Genomic DNA, 17,778 nt, shown 5'->3' on the forward strand with positions numbered 1-17,778 from the left:
TTTGTACGTTGAAATTCAATCATAAACCTGTTGTCACAGATTGTGTACGCTTTAACACTTATCTGGGCATGACTTTTTGTGTGTTGCGGATGATGGACTGACGGGGTGCGTTATCAACTTAATCCAATTTGCATATTTTTTGGGTAAGCTTGCGGTCAATCATATGACGATGACCCTCGACCTCTACCAAGTTGCCATCGCACGTTCACATGCCAAATCCATCTGAAACAGGGATGCAAATCAAACTGTGATAAAGTGCAGTACATAAAAAAGTGGCTGTCATGCAGGTATGACAAGCAAAAAAATGAACGAATGGGGATATTGGGATGATGCAATCATTAGGATGGATCAGTCTGTTTCCAGAACTGGAAGCATTGGAAGACTCTGCAAAAAAACTGGTTTCGCAGTATGCGCGCATTGTAGAGGCGCCGGTTGGTGCGATTGGCTATCGCGAAGGTGACCATTGCGGCGGCTATGTGCTGCGTTTAAAAGGGCGCTCGCGCGTTTATAAAATGTCAGCCAGCGGGCGTGAAATCGTGCTTTATCGCGTGGGTGCCGGTGAAACCTGTGTGATCACGACAACTTGCCTGTTAGGCAACAGCCAATATCCGGCCTCTACCGTGGTTGAAGATGACATTCAGGATGTGATTATCCCGGAAGCCATTTTTCATAAACTCATGATTGATTCGCCGGTGTTCAGGCAGTACGTCATGCAGAACTACGGCGCACTGATCAGCGACCTCATTGTGTTGCTGGATGAAGTCGCTTTTCAGACGCTGGATGCACGCCTGGCCAAGTGGCTGTTGGACATGGGCAATAACACCATACAGCGCACCCATCAGCAGATCGCTGACGAATTGGGCACCGCGCGTGAAGTCATCAGCCGCCAGCTTAAGCGCCTGGAGCAAAAAGGCTGGTTGACCATGGGACGCGGCGTGATTGAAATCCAGCAACGCGGCGAGTTGCTCAAGCTGGCCAATAGCAATCAATAACCTGCTTGTATCCACGCTGATACAAAATTTCGCTCACGGCGTCCTGTCTGTGCGTCATCGCACTGAACAGCCTGCACGTTATCAATCTCAACTGCCACATGCAGTGTGAATGTTGAGAGGAGAAACAACGTGCGTAAAACTATCGCAATCAGTGCTTGGATGTTGCTGGCCAGCCAGGCTGCATTTGCCGATGCCGAGTATATAGACCGGGCGCGGGTGCTGTCGGTGGCACCCCAAGTGCAACAAGTCAATCAACCACGTCAGGAGTGCCGCACTGAATACATTAATGAAAGTGTTTATCAGGCGCCGGCGCGATCTAACACCGGCGCCATTATTGGTGGCGTGGCAGGTGGTTTGCTGGGCAGCACCATAGGCCGGGGTGGTGGCCGTGTGGCAGCGGCTGCTGTTGGTGCCGGGGTAGGCGCCATTGTCGGTGACCGCGTGGACAACCAGAATCCCTATGGCAATGAACGTGTTGTCACCCGCCCCGTGCAGCAATGTGTGATGGTGGACCAGTGGCAAACCGTGACCACGGGCTATCAGGTGAATTATGAATATCAGGGCCGCCAATACGCTACCATGATGGACCGCGATCCCGGCCCAACGCTGGAAGTGGCTGTGATGGTGAGGCCAAATGTCGCACAGGTACAGCCGATGCCAGCACCAGTCTACCGTCCAGCCGCCATGAGAGGACATGGTCCGCGCCACCATCCATATCCACAATATTGGTAATTTTTTGATTTAGACCGATCACGCGTTGCCAGAGATGGCAGCGCGTTTATGCTTTGAGCAAGACGATTACGGCCCCGCTGCCGCCATCATTGGCCCGAGCCTGGGCATAGGCAATCACTTCGTCTTTTTGCATGAGCCAGTTGCGTAATTTGTGTTTAAGCACAGGCTCTTTATTGCGCGAGCCCAGGCCTTTGCCATGCACGATGCGCACACAACGCAGCCCACGTTTTTTACAGCCGGCAATAAATTCGGAGACGGTGACCCTGGCCTCATCACTGATCAGGCCATGCAAGTCGATATGCGCTTGCACCACCCAATGACCACGGCGCAGTTTGCTTAACACCATCGGCGATTGGCCTTCGCGCAAATACAGTAATTCTTCTCCGCTTTCGAGTTCGTAGGCAGGGATGTAGTGGTCACTGAGCGAATCGATCAGTGCCTGTTTTTCATCGCGGATCAGTTGGCGCGGAATCGGTTTGGGTTTTTTTGGTGCATGGGAAACGCGGTTGGTTTTGACCGGACGTGCGCCTTTGACTGCTTCGTAAAACAGTGACACATCATTTTCATCGTTGTCCGGGTGTTCTTGTGACATAACCCGATTTTAAAATAAAAAAGCGCACCGGGGTGCGCTTCTTCACGATTGCTGCTGGATTTATTCCAGACTGGTCAGGTAGCGCTCAGCATCCAGGGCGGCCATACAACCAGTCCCGGCACTGGTGACTGCCTGGCGGTAAATATGGTCTTGCACATCGCCCGCAGCAAATACACCGGGGATGCTGGTGGCCGTGAAATTGCCCTGGCGGCCTGCCTGGGTGACGATATAACCGCCCTCCATCTCTAACTGCCCTTCAAAGATTTGCGTATTCGGCTGGTGACCAATGGCAATAAACACGCCTTTGAGGGTAATGTCCTTGGTGGTGCCAGAATTGACGTCTTTCAGCCGCATGCCCGTCACGCCCGTGTTGTCACCGAGCACTTCGTCCAGCGTCTGGAAGGTTTCCAGCACCACTTTGCCTTCTTTCACACGCTCCATCAGCTTGTCTACCAAAATGGCTTCGGCCTTGAATTTGTCACGGCGGTGAACCAGGGTAACCTTGCTGGCAATGTTTGCCAGATAAAGCGTTTCTTCCACTGCAGTGTTGCCGCCACCCACTACCGCGACTTCCTGATTGCGGTAGAAGAAACCGTCACAGGTGGCACAGGCGGACACGCCTTTGCCCGCAAACGCTTCTTCGCTGGGCAGGCCCAGGTATTTGGCAGAAGCGCCTGTTGCAATAATTAGCGCATCGCAGGTGTACTCGCCACTGTCGCCCACCAAACGAATCGGTTTTTCTGTGAGATGGGTGGTATGAATGTGGTCAAAAATCATCTCGGTGTTAAAGCGCTCGGCATGTTGCTGAAAGCGCGCCATCAGTTCCGGACCCATGACGCCGTTGGCATCTGCAGGCCAGTTATCGACTTCGGTGGTGGTCATGAGCTGGCCGCCTTGGGCGAGACCAGTGATTAAAACCGGGTTAAGGTTGGCGCGAGCTGCATAGACGGCTGCCGTATACCCGGCAGGGCCGGAGCCAAGAATCATTAAACGGGCGTGTTTAGTTGCCATGGTGAAAATTCCATTCAGGAAGGTTATTTTTATTCAGATGGGGATGACCATGGGTTTTTAAATGGTCATCTTCCAGTCAAGTGATCAATATATAAAGATTTTTTCAGCAAGCTTGTTAGCATCCAAGCAGTTTTGTGGCTTAGGCGGCTTTGCTTAACATCGGCTAAGCCGAGTGAGCCTACAACGAAAGACTGCTCGGAATTATTTTTCCAACAGGCTTCTTAGCATCCAAGCAGTCTTTTCATGCACCTGCAGGCGTTGAGTCAGCAAGTCAGCCGTGGCTTCATCAGAGGCTTTCTCGGCTGCCGGGAACACGCTACGTGCTGTGCGGCAAACCGCTTCGTGACCAGCCACCAGTTCGCTGATCATGTCGTTGGCTTTAGGCACGTCCACGGTTTCTTCAATGGAAGTCAACTTGGAAAATTGTGCGTAAGTGCCTGGCGCATACACGCCCAGTGAACGGATACGCTCAGCCACCAGGTCTACGGCCAATGCGAGCTCGGTGTATTGTGTTTCAAACATCAAATGCAAGGTATTGAACATCGGGCCAGTGACGTTCCAATGAAAATAGTGCGTTTTAAGATATAACGTGTAAGTGTCAGCCAGCAGCTTGGACAAGCCTTGCGCGATTTCCTGGCGGTTTTCATTGTTAATTCCGATATCCATGAGCTCTCCTTGTGAGTGATTAGGGTATTTTAGAACCTCGTTCCCCTGTCTGCAATTTGATTTTGCTATAATCATTTAAGTTCACTCTTGCAGAGAAAGAGACAACATATTGTTTTTTAATAAGAAAAAAGCCGCTAATGTCCGTCTGGAAAAAGTCTCGACGGAAAAACAGCTGCGCGACGCCAAGCTTATCCGTGAAGTTGCCTGGATTGCGCTGGCGGCACTCGGTGTTTTTTTGGCGGTGATTTTACTGACTTACTCGCATGAAGATCCAGGCTGGACGCACGCGGTGGGGGAGAGTGACCGCATTCACAATGCAGGCGGCACGGTAGGTGCCTGGATGGCCGATATTTTTCTGTCTCTGTTTGGATTTTCTTCCTGGTGGTTTGTGGTGTTGGCTTTTTTTGTAGTGTGGCTCATGTATCAGCGGTTGCACCAGAATGCGGCTGAAAAGCAGGATTGGTGGTTGAATGCCGTCGGTTTTGCCTTGATGCTGCTTGCCTCTGCAGCCCTGGAGTCTGGGCATCTGGTGAGTTTACCTGCTGATTTTCCACTCAAGCAGGGTGGGGTGATCGGTAGCGGCATCGACCATCTCCTGCGCAATATGTTTGGTTTTGCCGGATCTACCATGTTGTTGCTGGTGTTATTTGCCACGGCCTTTAGCCTGTTTACCGGCTGGTCGCTGATCACCATGAGCGAACGGCTCGGTGAGTGGGTCATTCAGTTTTACCAATGGAGCGTATTGAAATACCAGGACTGGCAAGACCGTCAAGTTGGCCGCCAGGTGTTGCAGGCGCGTGAAGAGTTTGTCGAGGCGGAACGCAAGCGTATTGAAGACCGCAAGCCGGTGGAGATTACTGTGCCCGAGGTTGCCATCGCGCCAAGCGAGCGCGTGGCCAAAGAGAAACAGGCGGTGTTGTTTGAGGCCATAGAGCAGGAAGGCCTGCCACCGTTGCATTTGCTGGATGCGCCTAACCAGTCGGTGGAATTGCAATCGGCAGAAACTCTGGACTTCACCTCGCGCCTGATTGAGCGCAAGCTGATGGATTTTGGCATCGAGGTTAAGGTGGTCACTGCGCAGCCTGGTCCGGTGATTACGCGCTATGAGCTGGATCCGGCACCTGGTGTCAAAGGCAGCCAGATCACTAACCTGTCTAAAGATTTGGCGCGTGCCTTGTCTGTGATCAGCGTGCGGGTGGTCGAGACGATTCCTGGCAAAAGCTATATGGGGCTTGAAATTCCTAACCCCAAACGCCAGATCGTTTCACTCACCGAGATTATGGGTAGCCAGGCTTATGCCGATTTAAATTCGCCGCTCGCGATTGCCATGGGTAAAGACATCGCCGGCAAGCCGATTGTGGCCGACCTGGCGAAAATGCCGCATGTGCTGGTAGCGGGGACCACCGGTTCTGGTAAGTCGGTGGCGATTAATGCGCTGATTTTGAGTTTGTTGTACAAAGCGGAAGCCAGCCGCGTGCGCATGATCCTGATTGACCCGAAAATGCTGGAATTGTCTGTGTATGAGGGTATTCCGCATTTGTTGGCGCCGGTGGTGACCGATATGCGCCAGGCCGCCAATGCTCTCAACTGGTGTGTGGCCGAGATGGAGCGTCGCTATAAACTGATGTCTACGCTGGGTGTGCGTAACCTGGCTGGCTATAACCAGAAAATTGTCGATGCGAAAAAACAGGGTACTTCGATCCCGCATCCATTTAGTTTGACACCGGACGAGCCGGAGCCACTCGATGAAATGCCGTTGATCGTCGTTGTGATTGATGAGCTGGCTGACTTGATGATGGTGGTGGGCAAAAAGGTAGAAGAACTGATTGCACGCTTGGCGCAAAAAGCCCGTGCATCAGGTATTCATCTGGTGTTGGCCACGCAACGCCCTTCGGTAGATGTGATTACCGGCCTGATTAAAGCCAACGTACCCACACGCGTGGCATTCCAGGTCTCGAGCAAGATAGACTCGCGTACCATTCTCGACCAAATGGGCGCCGAAACTTTGCTCGGCCAGGGGGATATGCTATATCTGCCGCCCGGTAGCGGCTATCCGCAACGGATTCATGGTGCATTCGTCAGTGATGGCGAAGTGCATAACGTGGTTAACTTCCTCAAGGCGCAAGGCGAACCAAACTACATTGAAGGCATTCTCACCAATGAGACCGAAGGCGGCGACCTGGATAGCCTGGGTGGTGGCGAGGCCAGTGCGGGCGGCGAAAAAGACCCGCTGTATGATGAAGCAGTGGCGATTGTGCTCAAAACACGCCGCGCCTCTATCTCATCGGTGCAGCGTCAATTGCGCATAGGCTACAACCGCGCTGCCCGCCTGATCGAAGATATGGAACGTGCCGGACTGGTCTCTGCCATGCAAAGCAATGGCAACCGTGAGGTATTAGTGAAAGCCGGAGGAGACCATGAATAAAGTATTTACCCGAGTGCTGCTGGCGTTATGTAGCGTATGTCTCATTTCAACAGCATTTGCCGATGGCATCGATGATTTAAAGCAGTTCTATCAGAGCACGCACGCCATGCGCGCCAACTTCAAGCAGACCGTATTTGACCAGAAAGGTCGCAAGCTGCAAGAGGTCAACGGCACCATGCTATTGCAGCGGCCCAACAAATTCCGCTGGGATTATCAAAAGCCTTACGAGCAGCAAATCATCAGTGATGGCCGTCAGGTGTTTTTGTTTGATGTCGACTTGCAGCAAGTCACGCTGCGTGCGGTAGATAAAGTATTAGGCACCAGTCCCGCGGCTTTGCTGGCAGGTGGTCCTAATGTGGAAGAGAGCTTCCGTCTCACGCGTTTGCTCGATTTTGAGGGCTTGCAACGCGTACAGGCCAAGCCAATTCAAAAAGACAGTGGTTTTCAGGTGGTGATTATTTCCTTCAGCCAAGGCAAGCTGGCTGAAATGCGGCTGGTGGATGCGTTTGGTCAAAGCACGCATATCGTGTTTTCAAACGTGGAAGTGAACCCCAACCTCAACGCCAACCAGTTTCTGTTTACTGTGCCCAAAGGGGTGGATGTCGTTGGCGAGTAGCCAGTAGACCGCGCCAGAATCATCATGTCATCCCTGTTTGAACCGCAAACTCCCTCCAGTATTCCACTTGCTGAGCAGCTACGACCAAAAACATTGTCTGAAGTGGTCGGGCAAACCCACCTGCTCGGTGAGGGCAAGCCGTTGCGACGCGCATTTGAATCCGGCAAGTTGCCCTCGATGATTTTATGGGGCCCACCAGGGGTGGGTAAAACCACACTGGCGCGCCTGATTGCGCAAACCGCCGATACCGAATTTGTGCCACTCTCTGCCGTGCTATCCGGCATTAAAGATATCCGCGAAGCTGTTGAGCGTGCAGAACTCACCTTGCAACAAACCGGGCGCAATACTATCCTGTTTGTCGATGAGGTTCACCGCTTTAACAAAGGGCAGCAGGATGCGTTTTTGCCTTATGTCGAAAGTGGCCTGATCACCTTTATTGGTGCCACCACCGAAAACCCCTCATTTGAAGTCAATAGCGCGTTGCTGAGCCGGGCGCAGGTGTTTGTACTCAATGCACTTAATGAAGACGAGCTGGCGCAATTGCTTGAGCGTGCGCGCTTAAAAGTCGCACCTGCTGTTGCCCTAGATGAGACGGTGCAAGAACAGGTGCTCGCCTATGCCGATGGTGACGCCAGACGCCTGCTTAATTTTGCTGAAGGCCTGTTTAACGGCGCCATGGCAGCCAAGGTTGATCGCATAGACGAATCCTTTTTGCAGTCCACCATGGCCAGCAAGCTGCGCCGCTTTGATAAAGGCGGTGAAGCCTTCTATGACCAGATTTCTGCCCTGCACAAATCCGTGCGCGGCTCAAACCCGGATGCCGCCTTGTACTGGCTCATGCGCATGCTCGATGGCGGCGCTGAGCCACTGTATCTGGCCCGTCGCATTATCCGCATGGCTTGGGAAGATATTGGATTGGCTGATCCACGCGCCATGCAGATTGCGAATGATGCCGCTTTGACGTTTGAGCGGTTGGGCAGCCCAGAAGGCGAGCTGGCGCTGGCGCAAGCCGTGATTTACCTGGCCGTAGCAGCTAAAAGTAATGCAGGCTATATGGCCTACAATCTGGCCAAGGCGTTTGTGGCGCAAGACAAGTCCCGCAACGTGCCCTTGCATTTGAGAAATGCGCCCACCAAACTCATGAAAGCGCTCGACTATGGCAAAGAATACCGCTATGCGCACAATGAACCTGGTGCTTACGCCGCAGGCGAACAATACTTCCCTGATGACATGGATCCGCCACAATTTTACCAGCCCACACCGCGTGGATTGGAAGGTAAAATAAGCGAGAAACTCAATCAACTTAAAGACCTTGATCAGCAATACTTAAAAAGCAAAGCGAAAAAATAATGTTAGACATTCAACAGCTTAGAAATGATTTGGATAACGTGGTTGCCCGTCTGGCGGCACGGAAATTTGTATTCCCCGCAGAAGAGTTTAAAGCGCTCGAGGCCCACCGTAAAACCATTCAGACCAATACCGAAAACCTGCAGGCCAAACGCAATGCAGCCTCCAAGCAAATCGGCATCGCCAAATCCAAAGGCGAAGATGCCAGTGCCATTCTGGCTGAGGTAGCTGGTTTGGGCGATGAGTTGAAAGCGGCCGAGGCACAACTCAATGAAGTGCAAGCGAGCATGCTGGCGCTTATGCAAAACGTGCCTAACCTGCCGCATGAGAGCGTGCCGGTCGGGCAGGAAGAAAGCCAAAACGTCGAAGTGCGTCGCTGGGGTACGCCACGCCAGTTTGACTTTGCCGTCAAAGACCACGCTGATGTCGGTGCGCCATTAGGGCTGGATTTTGATACAGGAGCTAAACTTTCAGGCGCGCGTTTCACCTTTATGAAGGGCCAGATAGCCAAACTGCACCGCGCGATTGCCCAGTTTATGCTGGACACCCAGACCGAGAAACATGGCTATACCGAGTGCTATACGCCGTATATGGTTAACCGCGAAACCCTGATCGGTACCGGCCAATTACCCAAGTTTGAAGAGGATTTGTTCTCTACCGCCCACAATGACAGCAAGCTCTACCTGATCCCGACTTCAGAAGTCACGCTGACCAACACGGTGCGGGATGAAATTGTCGCCATGGACAGCCTGCCGATCAAGCTGACCGCGCATACCCCATGCTTCCGATCAGAGGCCGGGTCTTATGGTAAAGATACCAAAGGCATGATCCGCCAGCACCAGTTCGATAAAGTCGAGATGGTACAGATTGTGCACCCTGACACCAGCTATCAGGCGCTGGAAGAAATGGTCGGCCACGCCGAGGCGATTTTGCAAGCGCTGGAGCTGCCATACCGCGTTGTCTCACTTTGCACCGGCGATATGGGCTTTGGCGCGGCTAAAACCTACGACCTCGAAGTCTGGTTGCCCGCTCAGAATACCTACCGTGAAATTTCATCTGTTTCCAACTGCGAAGCCTTCCAGGCGCGCCGTTTGCAGGCCCGTTTCCGTAATGCCAATGGCAAGCCTGAGTTGTTGCATACCTTGAATGGTTCTGGTCTGGCCGTGGGCCGTACACTGGTGGCTGTGCTGGAGAATAACCAAAACGCTGATGGCACGGTGAATATTCCTAAAGCATTACAACCCTATATGGGCGGAAAGACCCTGCTTAGTTAATAGATTCAATCGCTGTTTTTAAAATGCCTTGGTTGATAGCCAAGGCATTTTTATTTCTAACTAGTATGTGTGACATGGCATCAATTGTTGCGATCAATGACTCAGAAAATTGTACTTATTATCAGAAACTGCATGTCACAAAAATTTCATGCAACTTTACTTAACTCCTAAGCACATACGTATATGTCATTCACAGAAAAATGACATTGGTATGACAAATCTATGAAATTTGTTAAACAGGAGCTGAGATCATGAAAACATCACTACGTTTTATCCCTTTATCATTGTTCATTTTTTGCGCCAGCGTGCAATCTACCCCGTTTGACGCAGGCAATGGTAAACAAGGTTTTAAATTGACTTGCAGTGAATTCAATAGCAGTTTAGAGGAGTGCAAAACCAAGGCCAAAGACCTATGCGCCAGTGATTTCAAGTTGGTGGAACATCATGTGCTCGATCACCCAGATGCGGGGGATGGTTTTTATATGCCAACAGAACACCATTTGGTGGTTGAATGCAACAAAACTTAATGGTTTGAATTTTTTATGATGCCCTGGCTAACAACCAGGGCATTTTTATGTCTGCGATTTTGTATGGGTCTACGCCAGGGTCATAGGGCGGAAAGTATTTTTGCATGATCTGGTAATAGCTTCTGACCAGCTCGGTGTAGATCACGGGCGCGCCGCAGCTGCAGTAGCCATGTTTGGCGTTAACGTAGTGGGTGGGATCGTTGAGCAGTTGGTAGCCGCGTTTGACGTCTGCCCAGCTATCGGGATTGAGGCCCAGGCGCTGGGCAATGATGCGGGCATCTTCGAGGTGGCCGACGCCGTTGTTATAGGCAGCCAGGGTCATAAAAGTACGGTCAGGTTCGGGAATGCGTGCGGGAATGCGGTCTTTCATCCACAGAAAAAACTTGGCGCCAGCCATCACGCTTTGCTTGGGGTCGAGGCGGTCGGTGACGTTCATCATATTAGAGGTTTGTTCGGTGAGCATCATGAGCCCGCGTACATTGGTGGGCGAGGTGCTGTAATTATCCCAGTGAGATTCCTGGTAGCTGAGCGCGGCCAGCAGTCGCCAGTCGATGTCGGTGATTTCTTGCGCGTTTTTAAACAGGCGGATATACCTGGGCAGCAAGGTCTGCGATTTGGTGAGGAAGGTAACCACATCGACCGGTTTTAAACGTTTGGTATGGCCGTGATAGCGGTCAACCAGGTTGCGCAGTACACCATTTTTTTCGATCTGCTTGAAAAAAGCCTGTACTTGTTTGAGCCGCGGTTCGCCATGCAGTTTGTTTAGCGCCCAGGCGATTTTGTCGGCCTGGCCGAGCATCATGCCAGCATCCAGCTGCGGATAGTTATATTGCAAGATCGCCAGCAGGTGATTGTCTGCCACGGTAAAGTCGATCTCATTGCGTGCCACCGCTTCAATCAGTTGCTCTGAGCTCATTTTGTCGGATTCTTTCCAGGTCAGGCCCGGATACTTGGCCTGCAGCTCGCGCATGCGTTCAACAAAACTGGTGCTTTTGGGCAGCACAATGCGTTTATTCAAAAGCGCATTGGCATGAGTCGGCTCACTGTTTTTATCGCGGTTAAACACCACCATGGACTGCACCTGGTTAAACGCCGGTCCAAACAGCACTTGGCGTTTACGCGCAGGGGTGATACTGATGTCGGCGGCGGCAATGTCGGCGTCGCCTTTGAGCAGGGTTGGGAACACTTTGGAAAAGCTGTCTACCACCACGAATTCGAGTTTATACGGCGGCCCCAAAAAATCGACAAAGCGTTTGGCCAGGTCATATTCCAGTCCGGCGTAATTGTTCTGGCTGTCGATAAAGTAGGTGCTGGGGCTATTGATCGTAACAAAGCGAATGGTGTATGGATCCGGCTTGGGTTTGGCACGTGTGGCTGGTTTGGTATCACTATTATCGCTACACGCACTAAGCCCCAGGCAGAGCAGGGCCGTTAACCATGCGGCGCGAACCAAATGGGCAGAGAGAAAACGCATGAGCCAGCAAAGCGGCAGTGAAATGCCGCCAGTTAAACCCGTGTTGCGATCTGACCCTGATCTGCAATCAGGATGGTTGTGGCCAGTTTGGCAAAAATACCATGCTCAACCACGCCGGGGATGTTGTTCAGTGCTGCGTTGAGGCTATGCGCGTCCAGGCCAGCCTCAAACCGCATATCCAGCACCAGACTGCCGTGGCTGGTCATGCACAAGCCGTCTTTCGCCACATTGGGTCGTAACTCTCCGGTGCCGCCGATGGCTTCAATGCTGCGCTTGGCCGCTTGCCAGGCAAAAGGCATCACTTCAATCGGGATAGGGTAGTTCTGGCCAATATGAGGCACCAGCTTGCTTTTGTCGGCCACCACAATAAACTGTTTGGCCGCCTTGGCCAGCAGTTTTTCCATGACCAGATCATAGCCGCGGCCTTTGAGCAGCGTGTTGTCGGGCGTGATTTCATCCGCGCCGTCCACATAAAGGTCTATCTGGCTGAGCTGTTGCAGGCCCAGCACGGTCAAGCCAACGCTTTGCGCCTTGATCATGCTGATGGTGGAGCTGGCAACCGTGGTCACCCGCAGGCCTTGCTGCTGGCGTTGCGCCAGCGCTTCAATAAAGTAATTGGCGGTAGATCCTGTGCCCAGGCCTACGATCATCTCGTCTTTGACGTAGCTGGCAGCTTCCAGCGCGACGGCTTGTTTGTCATTCATCTTTCTCATCTCCGTGCTGGGGTCATACATTTTATTCGCTCGGGCGTCTTAGGTGTCATTCCATGACAGCCGATCGACGCTTGCAGTTATAATAGCAAACTCGGCAGATTCGCCAACAAATACTCATCTAACCTAAGCAATAAGAGTCTAATTTTTTATGGCAGTTTCACTCCCCGTGATCGGGCATCCGCAGCGCTTTTCTTTTCAAAGTCAGGGCCTGGATAGCCAGGCATTAGCCGAGCTGGCTTGTGGTTTAAAAGCAACAAATACGCCTCTGGTCGTTTTAACGGCGAGTGCGTTTGAAGCGCAACGGCTGATGGACGAAATCCCGTTTTTTGGCAAAGAGATTGCCGTGCACTTGCTGCCAGACTGGGAAACGCTGCCGTATGACGTGTTTTCCCCGCATCCTGATTTAATCTCTGAGCGCCTGGCAACCTTGTATCAACTGAGCCAGAACCAGAGCAATGTGGTGATTGTGCCCATGGCGACCGCATTATTGCGCCTGCCGCCGGTGGCTTACCTGGCAGCGCACTCGTTTATGCTCAAAAAAGGCCAACGGCTGGATGTGGAGGCCTTGCGCAATCAGTGTGCGCAGGCGGGTTACCACCACGTGAGCCAGGTGATGGCGCCTGGCGAGTTCAGCGTACGCGGCGGACTGGTGGATTTGTTCCCCATGGGCAGCGCCTTACCCTACCGCATAGACCTGTTCGATGACGAAATCGAAACCATACGCACGTTTGATATCGACACCCAGCGTAGCGTCTATCCGGTGCCCGAAATTCGCATGCTGCCTGCGCGCGAGTTCCCTATGGATGAAGCGGCGATCACGCGTTTCCGCAGCCAGTTTCGCGAGTACTTTGAGGGCGACCCGCAACGCGCCAAAATCTATAAAGATGTGAGTAAAGGCACGCCCAGCGGCGGGGTCGAATGGTATTTGCCGCTGTTTTTTGAGCAGACAGCCACACTATTTGATTATTTGCCCGTGCAAACGGTCCTTTGCCTGCATGGGGACCTGGACAAGGCCGCACAAACATTCTGGGCCGATGCCAGTACGCGTTACCGCCTGATGGCACATGATGCGGAAAAACCCATCTTGCGCCCGGAAACATTGCTGCAAAAAGCCGATGAATTTTTTAAACGCACGCATGACTTCGCGCTGGTCACTCAGCAAATTGCCCAACAAACCGTTTTACCGCCTGTCGATGTAGATCGACGTGCCGAGCAGCCCTTGCACAAACTGAAAGCCTTTATCCAGCAATTTGACGGGCGGGTGCTGATTGCCGCAGAAAGCCTGGGCCGGCGCGAGACCATTGCGCAACTGTTCAGCGATCATGGCCTGAGTTTTTCACTGGCTGAAGACTGGGCCGGCTTTGCACAATCCAACTTCCCGGTCATGCTCGGCGTGGCGCCCTTGCATCAGGGCATGGTGGATAAGGATGCGCGCGAGGGCGCGTTGGCGGTGGTCACCGAGGCCGAGCTGTATGCCAGCACCGTGCGCCAGCAGCGCCGCCGCAATCAGGAGAAAGCGCGCAATGCCGAAGGCATGCTCAAAGACTTGTCCGAACTGCGGCTGGATGACCCGGTGGTGCATGAGCAGCACGGGGTGGGGCGTTACAAGGGCCTTGTCAATATCGATTTTGGCGAGGGCGAGACTGAGCTGTTGCTGATTGAGTATTTTGGCGAAGACAAATTGTATGTGCCGGTATCGCAACTGTTTCTGATTTCACGGTATTCCGGTGGGCCGCCCGAGAGTGCACCATTGCACAGACTAGGTAGCGGCCAGTGGGAAAAAGCCAAGAAAAAAGCCCTCAAACAGATTCGCGATACCGCAGCCGAGTTGCTTAACCTATATGCGCAACGCGCTGCGCGCAAAGGCCATGCCTTTACCTTGGGCCTGCATGATTACGAGGCTTTTTGTGAAGGCTTTCCGTTTGAAGAGACGCCAGACCAGCTGGATGCTATCGAAGCCGTCATCAAAGACATGCAATCTGGCCGCCCCATGGACCGCCTGGTGTGCGGTGATGTTGGCTTTGGCAAAACAGAGGTCGCGCTGCGTGCCGCTTTTGTCGCAGTGATGGGTGGCCGCCAGGTGGCGGTGCTGGTGCCGACCACCTTGCTGGCCGAGCAGCATTACCAGAACTTTGTCGACCGCTTTGCCGAGTGGCCAATCAAGGTTGCCGAAATTTCCCGGTTCCGCACCGCCAAAGAGCAGGCCGAAGCCATCAAGGGACTGGCCGATGGCAGCATAGACATCATTATTGGCACGCACCGGCTGATTCAGAAAGACGTCAAATTCAAGAATCTGGGTTTAGCGATTCTGGATGAAGAGCACCGTTTTGGCGTGCGACAAAAAGAACAGATGAAAGCGCTACGTGCCGAGGTGGATGTGCTGACCCTGACCGCCACGCCGATTCCGCGTACCTTGAGCATGGCCATGGAAGGCCTGCGCGAGTTCTCAGTGATTTCGACCCCGCCACAAAAACGGCTGGCGATTAAAACCTTCCATACCCCGTATTCGGACGGCATTATCCGCGAGGCGGTCATGCGTGAGTTCAAGCGTGGCGGCCAGGTGTATTTTCTGCATAACGAGGTGGATACCATCTATGTCATGAAGGAAAAGCTGGAGAAAATCGTGCCCGAAGCCCGTATCGTCATCGGTCATGGCCAGTTACGCGAGCGCGAGCTGGAACACGTCATGCGCGACTTTTACCAGCAACGCGCCAACCTGTTGCTGTGTACTACCATTGTCGAAACAGGTATCGACGTGCCCACCGCCAACACCATGATCATCAACAAGGCCGATATGTTTGGCCTGGCGCAATTGCACCAGTTACGTGGCCGCGTGGGGCGTAGCCACCATCAGGCTTACACCTATCTGCTGACCGATCCGCACCGTAATATCACGCCGCAGGCGCAAAAACGGTTAGACGCGATTCAGCTGCTGGAAGACCTGGGGGCAGGCTTTCACCTCGCCATGCATGACCTTGAAATCCGCGGCGCCGGTGAGTTGCTGGGCGATAGCCAGAGTGGTGAAATGCAGGAAATCGGCTTTAACTTGTATTCCGATATGCTGAATCATGCCGTTAAACAGCTCAAGGCCGGCAAAGAGCCTGATCTTGATGCGCCACTGGGGGTGACCACCGAAATCAATCTGCATACCCCGGCCTTGTTGCCCAACAATTATTGTCCTGACGTGCACGAGCGGCTGGTGATTTATAAACGCCTGGCCAACTGCGAAGACGACGACGCGCTGGACGCCATGCAGGAAGAGCTGATCGACCGTTTTGGCCTGTTGCCTGAGCCCGGCGAGGCGCTGATTGCCTGCCACCGTTTGCGCATCGCCGCCAAAGCCTTGGGCATTATTAAAATCGATGCCTCTGACGCAGCCATTCAGTTGCAGTTTAATGTCAAAGCCGATCTCGATCCGCTCAAGCTGATCAATCTGCTGCAACGCGACAAGCGCTGCCGCATGAACGGGCCGGATAAATTACGTGTCACGGTGCAGCTTGGTAACCTCAATCACCGTGTAGAATTAGTGAAAACCCTTTTGAAGGAATTTATGTAATGTTAGAAAAATTAGTGGCTGCCGTGGCGGGCTGGATTATTGCCGTGATTGCCAGCATGGGCTATGGCGGCATTGTGTTGCTGATGGCGATTGAATCCGCCTGTATTCCTTTGCCTTCTGAAATCATCATGCCGTTTGCCGGATTCCTGGTCAGCAAAGGCGATTTAACGCTGTGGGGTATTGCGCTGGCAGGCGCTGTCGGTTGCGTCGTCGGCTCGATCCCTGCTTATTACCTGGGCATGTACGGCGGTCGTCCGCTGGTGGAGAAGTTCGGTAAATATGTGCTGATCAGCAAAAAAGACCTCGACATGGCGGACCGCTGGTTTGCCAATCACGGCGAAATCATTATTTTTATTGCTCGCCTGTTGCCTGCTGTGCGCACGTTTATTGCGTTCCCTGCCGGGGTGGCGCGCATGAACATGACGCGGTTTGTGGCTTACACCTTTGTCGGCTCACTGATCTGGTGCTGGGTGCTGGGGTATGTGGGCATGAAAGCCGGTGAGCATTGGGAGGATTTGAAAGTGTACTTCCACGAGTCACACTATGTGATTGCCGCGCTGGGATTGATCTTTGTTGCCTGGTACGTGCGCAGACACTTCAAAAACGAGGCTGCGTAATCAGTTAGCTTGAGTGAGTGTCTAAAACTGGCTGCGGTTCATCAGAATCTGATGCCAAAAAATAAAAAAGGCCATTCATTGGCCTTTTTTATTTGCGCTAGATCGGTCAACCACATTAGATATCAGCTAGTGCCTACCAAGCGTTTGCGGCACTTGTGCAGGTTTATGCAAGCATGGTTTCCGCATCTGAACTGTCAGCCTGGTCATCATCCTTGGCAGCCATTCTGCCTATGGGGCTATTGGAAGATACCTTTGTCGAAGCATCCAACGCAAACGAGTATGTAGCAACGTCATGCTTGAAGGCAATCCCATGCGATAACGCCCAGTGATCTGTAGTTGCATTGGCCGCAACACTTGCCAACATGAGCACATTGCAAGCGAACATATTTTTAAATACTGATTTCATCCATCACCCCTTTGATTTATTTTGAAATCAGACTGTAGCAAAGGGTGGCAAGTCATTTAAATAGCCCTTTGAGGCCAATGCTTGAAGCGTCGCCGTGCGTGAACAATCAAGGTGTCACTGCGTAGTGTTCAGCAGGGGTATCCGAACGCTCCAAGTAAGCTCACTTCCAGGTGACTACCTGCGCCATGGCACGGCGTGTTTTCGCTTTGGGTGCATGTTTGCGGTAACCAAAGGCGACCATATAGGCCAGTCCATATTCTTGCAGGTTTACGCCAAACTGCTCTGCCAGCAAGGTCTCGGTTTCTTGTTGTTTAAAGCCTTCAATCGGGCAGCTGTCTATGCCACGCATGGCAGCGACGGTCATCATGTTGGCCAGCGCGATGTAGCATTGCTTGCTGGCCCAGTCGAACAGTTTGCGCTCGTCGGTGAGGCCAAAGTCGGATTGTTGAAACTGTTTGTAAAAGCCCAGTCGCATGTTGGCAATGTCGTCCGGGTGGTGCTGCACTTCACGCATGAATTGCGGCAGGTAGGGGCTGTCTGCGTCCAGAAAGGGAGATTTCATGGCCAGACACAAGACAAAATGGCTAGCGGTATCCAGTTTGAGCGGCGCGCCCCAGGCATGCTGCTTCAGGCTTTCGCGCAGGGTTTTATCTTGCACCACAATAAAATGCCAGGGCTCAAAGCCGAATGAGCTGGGTGAGAGACGGGCGGCTTCCAGGATCAATTCAAATTCTTCTGCAGGAATCTGTTTGCTGGCATCAAATTCTTTACAGGCATGGCGGAATTGAAATGCATCGAGAATCGTTTGTGTATCTATCATCATCTGTCCT

Annotated in this window: 16 protein-coding genes; 9 read left to right on the forward strand and 7 right to left on the reverse strand. The window is 52.6% G+C overall.

What is annotated here, in order from left to right; translation table 11 throughout:
• Positions 1 to 326 precede the first annotated feature (326 nt).
• Together AACH41_RS05070 and AACH41_RS05075 are read left to right on the forward strand one after the other, a co-directional pair.
• Positions 327 to 992 carry a Crp/Fnr family transcriptional regulator gene (locus AACH41_RS05070; RefSeq protein WP_194747094.1) on the forward strand — a complete coding sequence of 222 codons (666 nt, stop codon included), beginning with the start codon at positions 327 to 329 and terminating at the stop codon, positions 990 to 992.
• Positions 993 to 1,121: 129 nt separating this feature from the next.
• The gene (locus AACH41_RS05075; protein WP_338657205.1) at positions 1,122 to 1,724 is read left to right on the forward strand and encodes a glycine zipper 2TM domain-containing protein; all 603 of its coding nucleotides are present in this window, start codon (positions 1,122 to 1,124) and stop codon (positions 1,722 to 1,724) included.
• Between the two features lie 46 nt (positions 1,725 to 1,770).
• On the opposite strand, the gene AACH41_RS05080 is transcribed toward AACH41_RS05075, so the two are convergent.
• From AACH41_RS05080 to AACH41_RS05090, 3 genes are all read right to left on the reverse strand, one after another.
• Positions 1,771 to 2,316, reverse strand: a complete 546-nt coding sequence (locus AACH41_RS05080; protein ID WP_194747092.1) for a Smr/MutS family protein — start codon at positions 2,314 to 2,316, stop codon at positions 1,771 to 1,773.
• Between the two features lie 60 nt (positions 2,317 to 2,376).
• On the reverse strand, positions 2,377 to 3,327 hold the full coding sequence (trxB, locus tag AACH41_RS05085) for a thioredoxin-disulfide reductase (RefSeq protein ID WP_338657209.1): 951 nt from the start codon (positions 3,325 to 3,327) through the stop codon (positions 2,377 to 2,379).
• A 201-nt stretch (positions 3,328 to 3,528) separates the two neighbouring features.
• On the reverse strand, positions 3,529 to 3,993 hold the full coding sequence (locus AACH41_RS05090; RefSeq protein WP_194747090.1) for a Dps family protein: 465 nt from the start codon (positions 3,991 to 3,993) through the stop codon (positions 3,529 to 3,531).
• A 109-nt stretch (positions 3,994 to 4,102) separates the two neighbouring features.
• On the opposite strand from AACH41_RS05090, the gene AACH41_RS05095 reads away from it, so the two are divergent.
• The 5 genes from AACH41_RS05095 (at position 4,103) to AACH41_RS05115 (ending at position 10,182) form a co-directional block, all read left to right on the forward strand.
• The gene (locus AACH41_RS05095; protein ID WP_338657211.1) at positions 4,103 to 6,418 is read left to right on the forward strand and encodes a DNA translocase FtsK 4TM domain-containing protein; all 2,316 of its coding nucleotides are present in this window, start codon (positions 4,103 to 4,105) and stop codon (positions 6,416 to 6,418) included.
• Positions 6,411 to 7,034, forward strand: a complete 624-nt coding sequence (lolA, locus tag AACH41_RS05100; protein ID WP_338657213.1) for an outer membrane lipoprotein chaperone LolA — start codon at positions 6,411 to 6,413, stop codon at positions 7,032 to 7,034. The genes AACH41_RS05095 and lolA overlap by 8 nt, the downstream gene beginning before the upstream one ends.
• A 24-nt stretch (positions 7,035 to 7,058) precedes the next feature.
• Positions 7,059 to 8,384 (forward strand): replication-associated recombination protein A, encoded by a 1,326-nt coding sequence (locus AACH41_RS05105; RefSeq protein ID WP_338657215.1) that lies wholly within the window; start codon positions 7,059 to 7,061, stop codon positions 8,382 to 8,384.
• On the forward strand, positions 8,384 to 9,655 hold the full coding sequence (gene serS / locus AACH41_RS05110) for a serine--tRNA ligase (protein WP_338657217.1): 1,272 nt from the start codon (positions 8,384 to 8,386) through the stop codon (positions 9,653 to 9,655). Before AACH41_RS05105 ends, serS begins: the two co-directional genes overlap by 1 nt.
• A gap of 251 nt (positions 9,656 to 9,906) precedes the next feature.
• On the forward strand, positions 9,907 to 10,182 hold the full coding sequence (locus AACH41_RS05115) for a hypothetical protein (RefSeq protein WP_338657219.1): 276 nt from the start codon (positions 9,907 to 9,909) through the stop codon (positions 10,180 to 10,182).
• A 13-nt stretch (positions 10,183 to 10,195) separates the two neighbouring features.
• Here AACH41_RS05115 and mltF read toward each other — a convergent pair whose 3' ends face one another.
• The gene (gene mltF / locus AACH41_RS05120) at positions 10,196 to 11,656 is read right to left on the reverse strand and encodes a membrane-bound lytic murein transglycosylase MltF (protein WP_338657221.1); all 1,461 of its coding nucleotides are present in this window, start codon (positions 11,654 to 11,656) and stop codon (positions 10,196 to 10,198) included.
• A 32-nt stretch (positions 11,657 to 11,688) separates the two neighbouring features.
• Entirely contained in the window at positions 11,689 to 12,360 is a 672-nt protein-coding gene (rpiA, locus tag AACH41_RS05125) for a ribose-5-phosphate isomerase RpiA (protein ID WP_194747083.1), read from the reverse strand.
• Positions 12,361 to 12,517: 157 nt separating this feature from the next.
• Between rpiA and mfd the strand changes: the two genes are divergently transcribed.
• Together mfd and AACH41_RS05135 are read left to right on the forward strand one after the other, a co-directional pair.
• A complete protein-coding gene (mfd, locus tag AACH41_RS05130; RefSeq protein ID WP_338657225.1) occupies positions 12,518 to 15,925 on the forward strand; it encodes a transcription-repair coupling factor in 3,408 nt (1,135 codons plus the stop codon).
• On the forward strand, positions 15,925 to 16,542 hold the full coding sequence (locus AACH41_RS05135; protein ID WP_313984021.1) for a DedA family protein: 618 nt from the start codon (positions 15,925 to 15,927) through the stop codon (positions 16,540 to 16,542). Before mfd ends, AACH41_RS05135 begins: the two co-directional genes overlap by 1 nt.
• Positions 16,543 to 16,705: 163 nt before the next feature.
• Here AACH41_RS05135 and AACH41_RS05140 read toward each other — a convergent pair whose 3' ends face one another.
• Both AACH41_RS05140 and AACH41_RS05145 read right to left on the reverse strand, forming a co-directional pair.
• Positions 16,706 to 16,948: a hypothetical protein gene (locus tag AACH41_RS05140; RefSeq protein WP_338657229.1), complete on the reverse strand. Its 243-nt coding sequence runs from the start codon at positions 16,946 to 16,948 to the stop codon at positions 16,706 to 16,708.
• Between the two features lie 160 nt (positions 16,949 to 17,108).
• On the reverse strand, positions 17,109 to 17,771 hold the full coding sequence (locus AACH41_RS05145) for an NAD(P)H-dependent oxidoreductase (protein WP_338657231.1): 663 nt from the start codon (positions 17,769 to 17,771) through the stop codon (positions 17,109 to 17,111).
• Between the last annotated feature and the right edge of the window lie 7 nt (positions 17,772 to 17,778).

Origin of the sequence: Methylophilus sp. DW102, from assembly GCF_037076555.1 — a bacterium.
In the GTDB taxonomy this organism is placed as follows: Bacteria; Pseudomonadota; Gammaproteobacteria; order Burkholderiales; family Methylophilaceae; genus Methylophilus; species Methylophilus glucosoxydans.

What these genes read in the sequence shown, in the direction of transcription:
- AACH41_RS05115 (WP_338657219.1), top strand. Translation starts at nt 9,907, where the DNA reads ATGAAAACATCACTACGTTTTATCCCTTTATCATTGTTCATTTTTTGC.
- lolA (WP_338657213.1), top strand. Translation starts at nt 6,411, where the DNA reads ATGAATAAAGTATTTACCCGAGTGCTGCTGGCGTTATGTAGCGTATGT.
- serS (WP_338657217.1), top strand. Translation starts at nt 8,384, where the DNA reads ATGTTAGACATTCAACAGCTTAGAAATGATTTGGATAACGTGGTTGCC.
- AACH41_RS05080 (WP_194747092.1), bottom strand. Translation starts at nt 2,316, where the DNA reads ATGTCACAAGAACACCCGGACAACGATGAAAATGATGTGTCACTGTTT.
- rpiA (WP_194747083.1), bottom strand. Translation starts at nt 12,360, where the DNA reads ATGAATGACAAACAAGCCGTCGCGCTGGAAGCTGCCAGCTACGTCAAA.
- AACH41_RS05140 (WP_338657229.1), bottom strand. Translation starts at nt 16,948, where the DNA reads ATGAAATCAGTATTTAAAAATATGTTCGCTTGCAATGTGCTCATGTTG.
- AACH41_RS05105 (WP_338657215.1), top strand. Translation starts at nt 7,059, where the DNA reads ATGTCATCCCTGTTTGAACCGCAAACTCCCTCCAGTATTCCACTTGCT.
- AACH41_RS05090 (WP_194747090.1), bottom strand. Translation starts at nt 3,993, where the DNA reads ATGGATATCGGAATTAACAATGAAAACCGCCAGGAAATCGCGCAAGGC.
- mfd (WP_338657225.1), top strand. Translation starts at nt 12,518, where the DNA reads ATGGCAGTTTCACTCCCCGTGATCGGGCATCCGCAGCGCTTTTCTTTT.
- AACH41_RS05070 (WP_194747094.1), top strand. Translation starts at nt 327, where the DNA reads ATGATGCAATCATTAGGATGGATCAGTCTGTTTCCAGAACTGGAAGCA.
- AACH41_RS05135 (WP_313984021.1), top strand. Translation starts at nt 15,925, where the DNA reads ATGTTAGAAAAATTAGTGGCTGCCGTGGCGGGCTGGATTATTGCCGTG.
- trxB (WP_338657209.1), bottom strand. Translation starts at nt 3,327, where the DNA reads ATGGCAACTAAACACGCCCGTTTAATGATTCTTGGCTCCGGCCCTGCC.
- mltF (WP_338657221.1), bottom strand. Translation starts at nt 11,656, where the DNA reads ATGCGTTTTCTCTCTGCCCATTTGGTTCGCGCCGCATGGTTAACGGCC.
- AACH41_RS05145 (WP_338657231.1), bottom strand. Translation starts at nt 17,771, where the DNA reads ATGATGATAGATACACAAACGATTCTCGATGCATTTCAATTCCGCCAT.